At 71.6% G+C, this 13094-nt stretch carries 11 protein-coding genes and 1 pseudogene; 4 read left to right on the top strand and 8 right to left on the bottom strand.

Annotated elements, in window-relative coordinates; genetic code table 11:
* The first annotated feature begins 38 nt into the window (after positions 1–38).
* The 3 genes and pseudogenes from RS82_RS16160 to RS82_RS16150 all read left to right on the top strand — a co-directional run.
* Positions 39–1037, top strand: a complete 999-nt coding sequence (locus RS82_RS16160; RefSeq protein ID WP_245619636.1) for a LacI family DNA-binding transcriptional regulator — start codon at positions 39–41, stop codon at positions 1035–1037.
* Positions 1038–1143: 106 nt separating this feature from the next.
* The gene (locus tag RS82_RS16155; protein ID WP_045301306.1) at positions 1144–2565 is read left to right on the top strand and encodes an aspartate aminotransferase family protein; all 1422 of its coding nucleotides are present in this window, start codon (positions 1144–1146) and stop codon (positions 2563–2565) included.
* Positions 2566–2587: 22 nt separating this feature from the next.
* Positions 2588–2896, top strand: a pseudogene (locus tag RS82_RS16150) (DUF7882 family protein); the annotation flags it as partial.
* A gap of 147 nt (positions 2897–3043) precedes the next feature.
* Here RS82_RS16150 and RS82_RS16145 read toward each other — a convergent pair.
* Both RS82_RS16145 and RS82_RS16140 read right to left on the bottom strand, forming a co-directional pair.
* Positions 3044–3364, bottom strand: coding sequence for a DUF7882 family protein (locus RS82_RS16145; RefSeq protein ID WP_045301304.1), 321 nt, complete (start codon positions 3362–3364; stop codon positions 3044–3046).
* Between the two features lie 41 nt (positions 3365–3405).
* Complete coding sequence (locus tag RS82_RS16140; RefSeq protein ID WP_045301302.1) at positions 3406–3981, bottom strand: TetR/AcrR family transcriptional regulator; 576 nt, start codon at positions 3979–3981, stop codon at positions 3406–3408.
* A 105-nt stretch (positions 3982–4086) separates the two neighbouring features.
* Between RS82_RS16140 and RS82_RS16135 the strand changes: the two genes are divergently transcribed.
* Positions 4087–5118 (top strand): SDR family NAD(P)-dependent oxidoreductase, encoded by a 1032-nt coding sequence (locus RS82_RS16135; RefSeq protein ID WP_045301649.1) that lies wholly within the window; start codon positions 4087–4089, stop codon positions 5116–5118.
* Positions 5119–5297: 179 nt separating this feature from the next.
* Here RS82_RS16135 and RS82_RS16130 read toward each other — a convergent pair whose 3' ends face one another.
* From RS82_RS16130 to RS82_RS16105, 6 genes are all read right to left on the bottom strand, one after another.
* Positions 5298–6863, bottom strand: a complete 1566-nt coding sequence (locus RS82_RS16130) for an SLC13 family permease (protein ID WP_045301301.1) — start codon at positions 6861–6863, stop codon at positions 5298–5300.
* A gap of 182 nt (positions 6864–7045) precedes the next feature.
* Positions 7046–9091 (bottom strand): oxidoreductase, encoded by a 2046-nt coding sequence (locus RS82_RS16125; RefSeq protein ID WP_045301300.1) that lies wholly within the window; start codon positions 9089–9091, stop codon positions 7046–7048.
* Positions 9092–9116: 25 nt separating this feature from the next.
* Positions 9117–10277 carry a cystathionine gamma-synthase gene (locus RS82_RS16120; RefSeq protein WP_045301299.1) on the bottom strand — a complete coding sequence of 387 codons (1161 nt, stop codon included), beginning with the start codon at positions 10275–10277 and terminating at the stop codon, positions 9117–9119.
* Positions 10274–11278 (bottom strand): pyridoxal-phosphate dependent enzyme, encoded by a 1005-nt coding sequence (locus tag RS82_RS16115; protein WP_045301298.1) that lies wholly within the window; start codon positions 11276–11278, stop codon positions 10274–10276. The genes RS82_RS16120 and RS82_RS16115 overlap by 4 nt, the downstream gene beginning before the upstream one ends.
* 159 nt (positions 11279–11437) lie before the next feature.
* Positions 11438–12055: an FMN reductase gene (msuE, locus tag RS82_RS16110; RefSeq protein WP_045301296.1), complete on the bottom strand. Its 618-nt coding sequence runs from the start codon at positions 12053–12055 to the stop codon at positions 11438–11440.
* Complete coding sequence (locus RS82_RS16105) at positions 12052–12912, bottom strand: sulfurtransferase (protein WP_045301294.1); 861 nt, start codon at positions 12910–12912, stop codon at positions 12052–12054. Before RS82_RS16105 ends, msuE begins: the two co-directional genes overlap by 4 nt.
* Between the last annotated feature and the right edge of the window lie 182 nt (positions 12913–13094).

Below are 13094 nucleotides of genomic sequence, written 5' to 3'. Positions count from 1 at the left end.
GCTGGCATCGGTCGAGGATCTTGCGCAAAACTGGTCGGGTGCCTGCCCGAGTGACTCTCGACGATGTCGCGGCCGAGGCCGGGGTGAGCGTCGGCACGGCGTCGAGGGCGTTGTCGGGCCGCGGCGACCTCGCGCCCGCGACGCGGCGCCGTGTGCTGGCCGCTGCGCGTGTGCTGGGGTACACCCGCGATCCCGCGGCCGGTGGGCGCCCCGCCGGCGCCGCGCGCCTCCTCGACCTCGTGCTGGGCTCGTATCACAACGCCTACTCCGACGAGGTGACCGCCGGCGCGCGCAGCGCCGCCGCCGCCGCGGGCTATGACCTCGTGCTCACCGAGGAACGCGACACCCCCGACGATGACTGGCCGATGCGCATCCGCCGACGCGGCTCGGCGGGTGTCGTGCTCGGGCTCATCTCGCCGACGGCATCGCAACTGGCCGCGATCACCGATGCGGAGATCCCGGTCGTGCTGATGGATCCGCAGGCCGAGACCTCCCGCGGGCTCACCAGCGTGCGCACGACGGACCGCGACGGCGCGTTCGCGGCGGCGACCCACCTCGCCGATCGCGGCGCGACGAGGTTCGCGATCGTGCTCGGCTCGCCGCCGTACCGGTACGGCCGCGCGCGGAACGCGGGCTTCCGCGAGGGGCTGCGCCTGGCCGCCCCCGACGCCGACCTCGTCGCGGTGCAGGCGGACTGGGGCGGCGCGGCGGCGCGCGAGGCGGCACTCCCCCTGTTGCACGGCCTGCATGCCGGCGAACGGCTGGGCGTCTTCGCCTGCACCGACGAAATGGCGGCCGGCGTGTACGCCGCGGCCGCGGCGACCGGGCGCCGCATCCCCGACGACGTCCTCGTCGTGGGTTTCGACGACCTGCGCGGGGCGCGGTGGCTGACACCGCCCCTCACGACGGTGCGTCAGCCGATCCGCGAGATGGCCGCGGCCGCCGTGACCGCCCTCGCCCAGGCTGCGGCCGGCGCTCCCCTGCCGCCGTCGCCGATCGTCCTGCCCACGCAGCTCATCGAGCGCGGCTCGACCTGACGATCCGGACGGACCGGTGGCCGCGGCATCCGAACCGGACGAAACGTCGCATGTCGGCGCACGGGGCACGCGAGTAGCGTGGGACCAGTCTGACGGAAGGCTCCACATGTCGATCACGACCGAATCCCAGGCCCGCACCAACCGCCCCGCGAGGAGTGAAGCGGAGCTGCAGCAGATGGCCAAGGACCACCTGTGGATGCACTTCGCCCGCCAGTCGGTGATGACCGACGGACCGGGGGTCCCGATCATCGTCAAGGGCGAAGGCCACCACATCTGGGACTCGCGGGGCAAGCAGTACATCGACGGCCTCGCCGGCCTGTTCGTCGTCGCCGCGGGCCACGGCCGCAAGCGCCTCGCCGAGGTCGCAGCGAAGCAGGCCGAGCAGCTCGCCTTCTTCCCGATCTGGTCGTACGCGCACCCCGCCGCGATCGAGCTCGCCGACCGCCTCGCCGACTACGCGCCCGGCGACCTCAACAAGGTGTTCTTCTCCACCGGCGGCGGCGAGGCCGTCGAGACCGCGTTCAAGCTCGCCAAGTACTACTGGAAGATCCAGGGTCAGCCGACCAAGCACAAGGTGATCTCGCGCTCGGTGGCCTATCACGGCACGCCCCAGGGTGCGCTCGCGATCACCGGCATCCCGGCCATGAAGTCGATGTTCGAGCCGGTGACCCCGGGCGGCTTCCGCGTGCCCAACACCAACTTCTACCGAGCCGACGACATGGGTGCGCCGTCCGGCAGCCTCGAGGAGTTCGGCGTCTGGGCCGCCGACCGCATCGAGGAGATGATCCTCTTCGAAGGGCCCGACACCGTCGCCGCCGTCTTCCTCGAGCCCGTGCAGAACTCCGGCGGCTGCTTCCCGCCGCCTCCCGGATACTTCCAGCGGGTGCGCCAGATCTGCGACAAGTACGACGTGCTGCTCGTGTCGGACGAGGTGATCTGCGCCTTCGGCCGCATCGGCCACATGTTCGCGTGCGACGCCTACGGCTACGTCCCCGACATGATCACGTGCGCCAAGGCCATGACCAGCGGCTACTCGCCGATCGGCGCCACCATCGTGAGCGACAGGATCTACGAGCCGTTCGCCCACGGCGACCGCGCGTTCTACCACGGCTACACCTTCGGAGGTCACCCGGTCTCGGCCGCCGTCGCGCTCGAGAACCTCGACATCTTCGAGGAGGAGGGCCTCAACGAGCACGTGCGCGAGAACTCGCCGCTGTTCCGCTCGACCCTCGAGAAGCTCACCGATCTGCCGATCGTCGGCGATGTGCGCGGCGACGGCTACTTCTTCGGCATCGAGCTGGTGAAGGACAAGGCGACGAAGGAGACCTTCGACGACGACGAGTCCGAGCGGCTGCTGCGCGGGTTCCTGTCGAAGGCGCTGTTCGACGCCGGGCTCTACTGCCGCGCCGACGACCGCGGCGACCCGGTCATCCAGCTCGCCCCGCCCCTGACGATCGGGCCGAAGGAGTTCGACGAGATCGAGCAGATCCTCCGCAGCGTCCTCACAGAGGCGTGGACGCGACTCTGACGACGGGGGCTATGGTAGGCGCGTGGGCACGATCTACTACGGCGGCGGCGCGATGCCGATCCACATCGAGGACCGCGCACTCGCGCACCTGAAGGTCGTGATCGCGACAAAGCTCCGGCGCGATGAGAGCTTCACGGTGTCGTGGAGGCATCCCGACGACCAGCCGCGCGGTCGCAGCACGATCTGGATCCACCCGTCGATCCCGCTGCGATTCGTCTTCGACGACCCCGAGCCCACCGAGCTCAGTCGAGCCTGGATCGAGGAGCTCGCGAACTCGGCCAGCTCGACCGGTGGCATCATGCTCGTCGCCGAGCACTTCGACACCGGCCCGGTCGACGTGCTGCAGGGTGCGGAAGGCGCCCCCGACGTGACGCTCGGCAACGTGGACGTCGATCACCTCGACGTCGAGCGCCTCACCGTCGGCGGCACGGAAGTGACCCCCGACGACGCCGACGACCCAGACGGGGACGGGTAGGGCTCAGCCCTCCGCCGGCGGTGTCTCGTCCTCCGCGGGCTCTGGCAGGATCGTGAGGCCTGACGGCCCACTCGCCGCAAGCATCAGCTGCTCGATCCAGGTGCGGTTGATGCGCGGCTGACGGCTGCCGAAGAAGTGGAACTGGATCGGCACCGAAGGGTGGATCCAGAAGCTTCTCCGGCCGCTGCCGTCACCGATCTCGACGTCGAACATGAACGGCTCGGAGCGGCGCAGCTTGTTCATCATCACGATGCGAAGATGCGCCAGCGTTCGGTCGTCGATGTCGACCGAGTTGGCGTTGGTGTCGTAGATGAACCGGCCCATGCCAGGAGCCTAGTGCCGGATCACCGCGGCGCGATGCCCGATCAGCGCGGCGCGAATGCCGCCGCGAACAGCGCTCGCGCCCGGCGCGCGACAGCGGGCCGCAGCGCCGGATCGGCGCGGGCGAGCTCGGTCGCCAGCATCCCGGTCGCAAGGGTCACGTCCTCGGTCTCGATATGCGATCCGATGCGCCCGGTGGCCCGGTCACGCGCGACGAGACGCTCCACGAGCGCCTGGAATCGCGCACCCAGCGACGCGACCCGGCGGTCGGAGAGATCTGCGGTGATCAGCTCGATGAACGCCGTCGACACGACCGCCTGATCGACCACGCGATCGAGCAGATCGTCGATCGTTCGGTCGGGCGGCGCGGTGTACTCCTCGAGGTCGCGCACGTTGTCCTCGAAGACGGCGACGGCGAGGGCGGTGCGGTCGGGGAAATGACGGTACAGGCTTCCTTGCCCGACTCCGGCGCGCTTGGCGACGGCACTGAAGGGGGCTTGAAGCCCTCCTTCGGCGTAGACCTCGCGGGCAGCAGCGATCAACGCCTTGCGGTTGTCGGCGGCTGCGGCGGGGCCTCGGTTCTGGCGAGGGAGCGCACGGGGGGATGCGGTGCTCGGCACGGGTGTAGCCTAGTACCGGACAAAGTTGTCCGGTAGGAGCCGCCCCGAAGGATCCTCATCCCCGGACCCGCAGCCCCGCTGAACTGCATGAAGAAGGGACAGAACATGAGCACCATCACCGCTCCCCTGACCGGAGCATCCACCATCCAGACCTGGCTCGACGACCCCGCCGGCGGCGCCGCACTGCGGGGCCTGCTCGCCCAGGGCGGCCAGACCGCGGAGGCTCTCGCACCCATCGCCGGCCTCCCGATCAGCAACCTCGTCGCGATGAGCGGCGGTGCCTTCCCGCAGGCCGCCCTCGACGCGCTCGTCGCGCAGGTCAACCCCGACGGCGTCCCCGCGGAATCCGACGCCGCCGCCGAGACCCCGAAGTCCGAGTGGGCCGAGAAGGTCACCGCCGGCCGCTTCACCGGCCAGACGGTCATCGTCACCGGCGCCGGCTCCGGCATCGGCCGCGCCACCGCATCGCGCGTCGCGCGCGAGGGCGGTCGCGTGATCGCCGTCGACGTCAGCCAGGATCGTCTCGACGAGTTCGTCGCGGCGCACACCGGTGCCGACGTCGTGGCCCTCACGGCCGACATCACCGACGACGAGGGCGTGGCCCGCATCATCGAGGCGGCCGGCGACCGGATCGACGCCCTCGCGAACATCGCCGGCATCATGGACGACATGACCCCGGTCGGCGACGTCACCGACGCCGTCTGGGATCGCGTCTTCCGCGTGAACGTCACGGGCACGATGAAGCTGATGCGCGCAGTCATCCCGGCCATGCTCGCGCAGGGCGGCGGCTCGATCGTGAACACCTCGTCCGAGGCATCCCTTCGCGGTTCCTCCGCCGGTGCCGCCTACACCGCGTCGAAGCACGCGGTCGTGGGCCTCACCAAGTCGAGCGCATTCATGTACGGCCCGAGCGGCATCCGCGTGAACGCGGTCGCGCCCGGTGCGGTGATCACCAACATCGAGGCGAAGTTCAACTCGCCGCTCGGCGCCGACCGCGTGCGCGCCGGCATGGCGGTCATGACGCCGCCCGTCGCCGCCGACCGCCTCGCCGCATCGATCACGTTCCTGCTGAGCGATGATGGCGTCAACGTCAACGGCCAGAACCTCGCGAGCGACGGCGGCTGGTCGGCCGCCTGACCCGACCCGCGACGCCCTGGCGGACACGACCTTCCGGTCCGCCAGGGCGTCGCTGCGTCGCCCCAGGCACTCCTTCGAGTCGCCGACACCCCGTACCCGACGGCCCGCGTTCTCTGGCGAGTCGCCGGAGCGGTGCCCCCGACGCCACGATCCGCAGCGAAGCGCCAGAGCGGGCGGCGCTACGGCTGGAACGGCCAGACGAGCGGCACGTACCAGACCGCCACCACGAGGAAGAACAGCGCCAGCGGCAGGCCGAGCCTCCAGTAGTCACCGAAGCGGTAGCCGGCCGGCTCCATCACCATGAGGTTCGCGGGCGTCGCGATCGGGGTCAGGAACGCGGCCGCACCGGCGACGGTGAGCGCCATCATGAACGGCTGAACCGAGAGGTCGAGCGACTGCGCGACCGAGATCGCGATGGGGGCGACGATGAGCACCGTCGCGGTGTTGCTGATGAGCTGGCCCAGCACCACCGTCAGCCCGCACAGGGCGAGCAGGGCGACGTGTGGCCCGGCGTCGCCGAGGAACGACAGCATCCAGTCCGCCACGAGGTCCGCCGTGCCGGTGCTGATGAACGCCGTCGACAGCGGGATCATGCCGGCGATGAGCACGACGGTGGTCCACGAGATCGAGTGGTACGCCTGCGTCACGGTGACCGTGCGGGTGAGGACCAGAGCGCACGCGGCCAGCAGCGCCGCCACCGCGGGCGGGACCAGGCCCGTCGCGAGCAGCAGGATCATCGCCAGCAGGATGCCGATCGCGCGCTTCGCGCCCTTGCCGAGCGGGACCGACCGGCGCAGCTGCGCGGGGTCGTCAACGGCGAGCACGCCCGGCTGGCTCGTCTTTCGCGACAGATCGTCCCACGCACCCTGCAGCAGCAGCGCATCCCCGGCCTGCACGACGAACTCGGTGCCCTTGAGGTGCTCGTCGCCGCGACGCGCCGCGAGCACCACCAGGTCGCCGTCGGGAGTGGTCATGCCCGCGCACACGCGCTTGCCGATGAGCGGCGACCGCGGGGCCACGACCACCTCCGTGATGCCGGTCTCAGGGCCGAGCAGCATACCGGTGTCGAGGGTGAGCGAGTACTGCTGACGGAGCAGACGCGCATGCCGCACGAGATCGAGCGGCATGAGGGCGCCCTTGCGATCTGGCACGAGACCGCCGCCGACGAGGAGGATCGCGACGGTTCCGAGGAGGACCGGGATGCCGACCAGCGCGAACTCGAAGTACCCGAACTCGCGTCCGCCCGCCGACGCGGCGAACTCCGACACGATGATGTTGACCGGCGTGCCGGTGAGCAGCAGCAGCGACCCGGCGGATGCCGCGAACGCGAGCGGCATGAGGAGCTTCGACGAGGCGATGCCCGAGCGGGCGGCGACGACCACCACGAGCGGCAGCAGTGCGGCGACCGCCCCGTTGATGCTGATGAGGGCGGTGAGTCCGGCCACGAGCAGCGCGATCACGACCAGCAGGGTCGTCCGCTTCGTGCCGGCGCGGCCGATGACCTTCTGGCCCGCCCACGCGGTGACGCCCGTCGCGTCGAGCGCCTCGCTCACGACGAAGAGCGCCGCGATGAAGAGCACCGTCGGGTCGCCGAAGCCCGCGAGCGCCTGCGGGAGCGTCAGCACGCCGGTGAAGAAGAGCGCCAGCGCGACGCCGATCGCGACGATGCCGATCGGCACGCGGTTGCTCACGAACGCGATCACCGCGAGCACGAGGATGACGAGCGTTGCGGTGACGGGGTCCACCCGCCCAGCGTAGCCACCGCCTCTCCGGCGGTTTGGGGTTGGGCCTCTGGGCCCGTGTCCAAGGCGGCTTCGACAGGTCAACCGGGCCTCGACAGGGGCGTCTGCGAGGGAGGGCTCCTGCGGAACCCCGGTTGACCTGTCGAACGGGAAGGGACGGATGCTGCTCCCCAGGCGCGCGGACCTCAGCCGCGGAGGGTTGCGAGCCCGGCGACGTCGTAGGCGAGCTCGACGGCCTCGAAGATCCCGGCGTCGATGCTGCGGGGCGCGAACGCGTCACCGATCACCACGACACGAGGGGATCCGGATGCTGCGGCCGCGGTGTCCGTCGCGAGGCCGGGGATCCCGACCGACGCGCGCGGCTCGACCGCGACGACGGCATCGACGCCGGAGATCACGTCCGCGACCCCGGTGAGCGTGTCGCGCACGGTCACGGCGCCCGGCTCGAGGCGCTCGACGCGGTGCGCGACGACCCGGCGGAACCCGCCGTGCGCGCCGAGGCGCTCGAGCAGCAGCGGCCGGTCGTACCCGGCGCCGATGTGCGGGAACACGGTCTCGAAGGGTGTGATCAGCTCGAGCTCGTCGACCCGTTCGAGCAGGGTCAGCACGATGCCGGCGGCGTACGCCGTGCCGTCGGCATCCACCACCGCGATCCGCCGGCCGAGGCGCGCCCCCGACACTGCGGCGAATGCGTCGATCGTGCCCTCGGCGGGGAATCCGCCGGTGTACGCCCCGCCGAGCGAGAGCGAGGTCGTGGCCGGGGCGACAGCGCCCGTGGCGACGACGATGCCGTCGGCGGCCCCGAGTCCGCGCAGCGTCTGGGTCGTCGCCTCGACGCCGAGCCGCACGTCGACGCCGGCGGCCCCGAGGTCGCGCTCGAGATCGTCGACCAGCAGACCCACGCTCTCCCGCCCCGGAACCCGCCGGGCGAGGCGCAGCTGTCCGCCGAGCTGGTGCGTCCGCTCCAGCAGAGTGACCGCGTGCCCATCGGTCGCGAGCTCGACGGCGGCGCGCATGCCCGAAGGGCCCCCGCCCACGACGACCCACCGCTGCGGCGACGCCGTGCGCGGCCGTTCGCCGCGCTCGAGTTCGCGACCGGCGAGCGGATTCACGGTGCACGACATGGCGAGTCCGCGGCTGCCGCGGCCGAGGCAGCCCTGATTCAGACGGATGCAATGACGGATGCCGCGCTCCCCCGTGTCGACGGGTGCGAGTCCGAGGAGCTTGCGACCGAGGTCGGGGTCGGCGATCTGCGCGCGCGTGAGGGCGACCATGTCGGCGATGCCGGAGGCGACGACCTCTTCGGCCTCCTCGACCGAGCGGGCGGCGCCGACGCCGAAGACGGGCACGTCGGGGTTCGCGGCCTTGACGGCGGCGACGTCGTCGCGCAGCCAGGCGTACGGCATGGGTGAGGACGGGAAGACGTAGTGCACGTTGTGGTAGCCGCCGGCGGCGAGGTCGAGGAAGTCGATGCGGGCCTCCTGCCGGAGGCGCGCGATGACTTCGCGCATGCCTGCCCCGTCGATCCCGTCAGCGTGGAACTCGTTCGCGACGATGCGGATGCCCACGGTGAAGTCGTCGCCCACCCGCGCGCGCACGGCTCGCAGCACCTCGCGCGGGAATCGAGTCCGGCCGTCGAGGTCGCCGCCGTATTCGTCCTGCCTGGCGTTGTACAGCGGCGAGAGGAACTGGTGCAGCAGGTAGCCGTGGGCCATGTGGATCTCGACGCCGTCGAACCCGCCGTCGCGCGCGTGCTCGGCCGACAGTGCCCAGCTCTCGACGAACGAGGCGATGTCGGCGTGGTCCATCGCCCGGGTCGCGTGGCCCGTCGACGGAGAGATGAGCCGCGACGGCGCATAGACGGTCCGCGGGCCGTCGGGCCCGTCGGGCTGCGCCTGCGCCCCATGGTGGTTCAGCTGCACGAAGATCTTCGCGCCGGCTTCGTGCACGGCATCCGTCATGCTCCTCGACGCCGCGACGCCCTCGGGCCGGTACGCGTCCTCGAACCCGCGAATCGATCCGGTGGGGTGCACGAAGTGGTTGCCGGCGACGAACAGCCCGCACCCGCCCCGCGCGCGGCGCACGTAGTACGCGGTCTCGCGGTCGGACTCGACGCGGTCGGAGTACTGCTTCGAATGCGCCGTCTGCATGATCCGGTTCGCCGCCGTGACACTGCCGATCCGCAGCGGTTCCCCGAGGACGGACGAACGGATGCCGGGGCTCGCGGTCATGTCCCCGAGCCTACGTGCGCCTTCGTCAGAGCGCCGAGAGGGCCTGGTCGAGGTCGGCGAGGAGATCCGGTGCCGACTCGATGCCGACCGACAGGCGAACGACCTCCGGCGGGACGGCGAGCTCGGTGCCGCGCACCGACGCGTGCGTCATCTCGTCGGGGTAGTTCATGAGCGACTCGACACCGCCGAGCGACTCGGCCAGCTGGAAGAGGCGGGTCGACTCGGCGAAGCGGCGTGCGGCCGCGGCATCCGCCAGCGCCACCGAGACGATGCCGCCGAACCGGCTCATCTGCCGCGCGGCGAGCTCGTGCCCCGGGTGCGACGCGAGACCGGGGTAGTAGACGCGCGCGATCGCTCCGTGGCCGGACAGGAACTCCGCGATCTCCTGCGCGTTCTCGCTGTGCCGCTGCATGCGCAGGGCCAGCGTCTTGATCCCGCGGGTCGTGAGCCACGCATCGAGCGGGCCCGAGACCGCGCCGACCGCGAACTGCAGGAACTTCACCTCGCCGTACAGCGCGTCGTCGCCCAGCACGAGGGCGCCGCCGACGACGTCGGAGTGCCCGCCGAGGTACTTGGTCGTCGAGTGCACGACGACGTCGGCGCCGAGCGCGAGCGGCTGCTGCAGCGCAGGCGACGCGAACGTGTTGTCGACGACGACGAGCGCACCGGCGTCGTGCCCGAGCTTCGCGAGCCCCGCGATGTCGGTGATGCGCAGCAGCGGGTTGCTGGGGGTCTCGACCCACACGATGCGGGCAGGCCGCTCCTCGAGCGCCGCCCGCACGGCGTCGAGGTCGCTCATGTCGACGACCCGGATCCCGATCCCCCACCCGCCCAGCACACGCGCGATGAGGCGGTAGGTGCCGCCGTACACGTCGCTGCCGAGCAGCACCTCGTCGCCGGGCTTCAGCGCGGCGCGCAGCAGCGCGTCCTCCGCGGCGAGGCCCGAGGCGAACGACAGCGCGTGCGCACCGCCTTCGAGGGCCGCGAGTTGCGTCTCGAGCGCCGTGCGCGTCGGGTTGCCGCTGCGTCCGTACTCGTACCCCTCGCGGAGGCCGCCGATGCCGTCCTGCGCGTACGTCGTCGAGAAGTGCACCGGCGGGATCACCGCACCCGTCGTCGGGTCGAAGGCCTGCCCGGCGTGCACCGCCCGGGTCTCGAAGCCGCGGTCGCTCGTGGGCTCGGTCATTCGGGTGCTCCTTCGGTGGGGGTGACGGATGCTGCGGGGCCCGGGCCGACGTCGAAGCCGTGGTCGCGCATCCAGTCGTCGTCGTAGAACCGGTTGAGATAGCCGCGGCCGTGGTCGGGCAGCAGCACCACGACGACGGCGTCCGCCGGCAGACCCCGGGCGGTGCGCAGGGCGGCGACGACCGCCATGCCGCTCGATCCCCCGACGAGGAGGCCTTCCTCGCGGGCGAGCCGGCGCGTCATCTCGAAGGACTCGGCGTCGGGGATGCGGTGGATCTCGTCGGGCACCGACGGGTCGTAGCTCTCGGGCCAGAAGTCCTCGCCGACGCCCTCGACGAGATAGCCGTGCAGCGGCCCCCCGGAGTAGATCGAACCCTCGGGGTCGGCGCCGACGACCCGCACCGCCGAGTTCGACACCTCGTGCAGAAAGCGGCCGGTGCCCGTGATCGTGCCGCCGGTGCCGATGCCCGCGACGAAGTGGGTCACGCGTCCGTCGGTGTCGCGCCAGATCTCGGGCCCGGTGGTCTCGTAGTGGCTGAGCGGCCCGTTCGAATTCGCGAACTGGTTCGGCTTGAACGCCCCGGGGATCTCGCGCACGAGACGGTCGGCCACGCTGTAGTACGAGCGCGGGTCCTCCGGCGGCACGCTCGTCTCGGTCACGACGACCTCGGCGCCATAGGCCTTGAGCACGTCGACCTTGGCGCCGGCGAACTTGTCGGGGACGACGAAGACCATCCGATAGCCGCGCTGCACGGCGACCAGTGCGAGACCGACACCGGTGTTGCCGCTCGTGGGCTCGACGATCGTGCCGCCGGGCCCCAGCAGGCCGTCACGCTCGGCGGCGTCGATGATGCGGCGGGCGATGCGGTCCTTGGCGGAGCCGCCGGGGTTGAAGTACTCGACCTTCGCGAGCACCGTCGCGGCGATGCCGTCGGTGACACGGGTCAGCTGGACGAGGGGGGTGTCGCCGACGAGGTCGGCCACGCTCTGGGCGTAACGCACGTTGTGTCCTGGAGTGTTGCCGCGCGGGTGCGCGGAGAGTTGTCGGGGTCGCTGAGGTCTGCGTGAAGCGGGAGCTTCAACAGCAGGGGCGACAACACCGACAGGTCAACACGGGCGCCAGTCTATGCGCTGGGCGGCATCACGTCGAGAAGAAGCAGATCACCAGGTCGCGACATACTCCGATCGCCGCACGAGCGCGGCCTGCTCGACGAGAGGCAGGGAACGGTCGACGGCCTGCACGACGCGGCGCGCCACCTCGGGCGATGTCAGCTCGTAGTCGACGAAGTCGCTGTTCGACGCGTAGACGCCGATCGGCAGGGTCAGCGCCTGGAAGAAGCCGAACAGCGGCCGCAGCTGATGCTCGATGATGAGCGCGTGCCGCTCGCCGCCTCCGGTGGCTGCCAGGAGCACCGGCGTCCCGACGAGGTCGTATTGGCCGACGAAGTCGAACAGGTGCTTGAACAGCCCCGTGAAGGAGGCCCGGTACACGGGGCTCGCCACGACGAGCAGGTCGGCAGACTCGATCGCCCGCAGCGCGGTCTCGACCTCGGGGGCGACGTCCTCGCGCTTCAGCGCACCGGCGAAGCCCGCGCCCAGCGCGGCGACCTCGACGAGCTCCGTCTGCGCCGGGATGCGCTGCGCGACCGACGCGAGGATCGTGCGCACGAGCGCGGTGGTGCGGCTCGGCTCGTGGAGCGAGCCCGACACCCCGACCACCCGCAGCGGGCGGTCGGCGATGGTCTGGATGGCGGGTGCTTCCCGCAGCACCTCGGTCATACCGGCACCACGTCCAGCGACGGCGCGGGGCCGACGGCCGCGAGCCTGCCGCGCGAACGCGACCACTGGCTCCACGAGCCGGGGTAGACCACGACGTCGATGCCGGCGAGGGCGCCGGCGAGGGCCGTGTGCGTCGCCGCGATGCCGGAGCCGCAGTACGCCGCGACCGAGACGCCGTCGACGACGCCCGCGGCCGCGAACTCGGCACGGATCTCGTCGGGCGAACGGAACTTGCCCGCGGTGAGGTGCACCGTCGTCGGAAGGTTGACCGCGCCCGGGATGTGCCCGCCGACAGGATCGAGGGGCTCGGCGTCGCCGCGGTACCGCTCGGGTGCGCGCACGTCGAGGAGCAGGCCGTGGTCGGGCCATTCCTCCACGCCGTCGATGTCGGCGACGCCCTCGGTGATCTCGTCGAGCACGACGTCCCCGGGCGGTCGAGGCAGCACGTCGCCCGTCTCGAGCGGAAGCCGCTCGGCGAGCCAGCCGCGCAGGCCGCCGTCGAGCACGCGCACGTCGGCGAGCCCGGATCGCGTCAGCACCCACCACGCGCGTGCCGCGGCGACCGAGTGCACGTCGTCGTACGCGACGACGGTGTCGCCGCCCCGGATGCCCCACCGCCGAGCAGCGGCCTCGAGCTGCGCGCGCGGCGGCAGCGGGTGGCGTCCCTCGCGCGGATCGCCGCGGCGAGCCAGTTCGTGGTCGAGGTCGACGTAGACCGCACCGGGCAGGTGCCCGTCGAGGTACGCCGGCCGACCCTCGGGCTGGTCGAGCCGCCAGCGCACGTCGAGGATCCGCGGCGGGGTTCCGTTGCGGATGAGATCAGCGAGCTCTGTCGGCGAGATGATCGGGGAAGGCATGAGGTCATGCTCGCCCGGCCGCAGACCGCGCGGAATGTTGTGACGACACACGCCGCGACACGACGACACGGGGCGTCACACGCAGTCATGTGTCGGGGCCGATCGCGCCTGCGGCGCGGTGTGTCTCGCGCCGAATCCGGGCCGGCTCGCGCGTGCGGCCGTACGATTCCGCCAGAACCGAT

The sequence above is a fragment of the Microbacterium trichothecenolyticum genome (genome assembly GCF_000956465.1).
GTDB classification, from domain to species: Bacteria; Actinomycetota; Actinomycetes; order Actinomycetales; family Microbacteriaceae; genus Microbacterium; species Microbacterium trichothecenolyticum.
The sequence above is the reverse complement of the archived record's forward strand: the minus strand, read 5'-3'. Positions and strand labels throughout refer to the sequence as shown.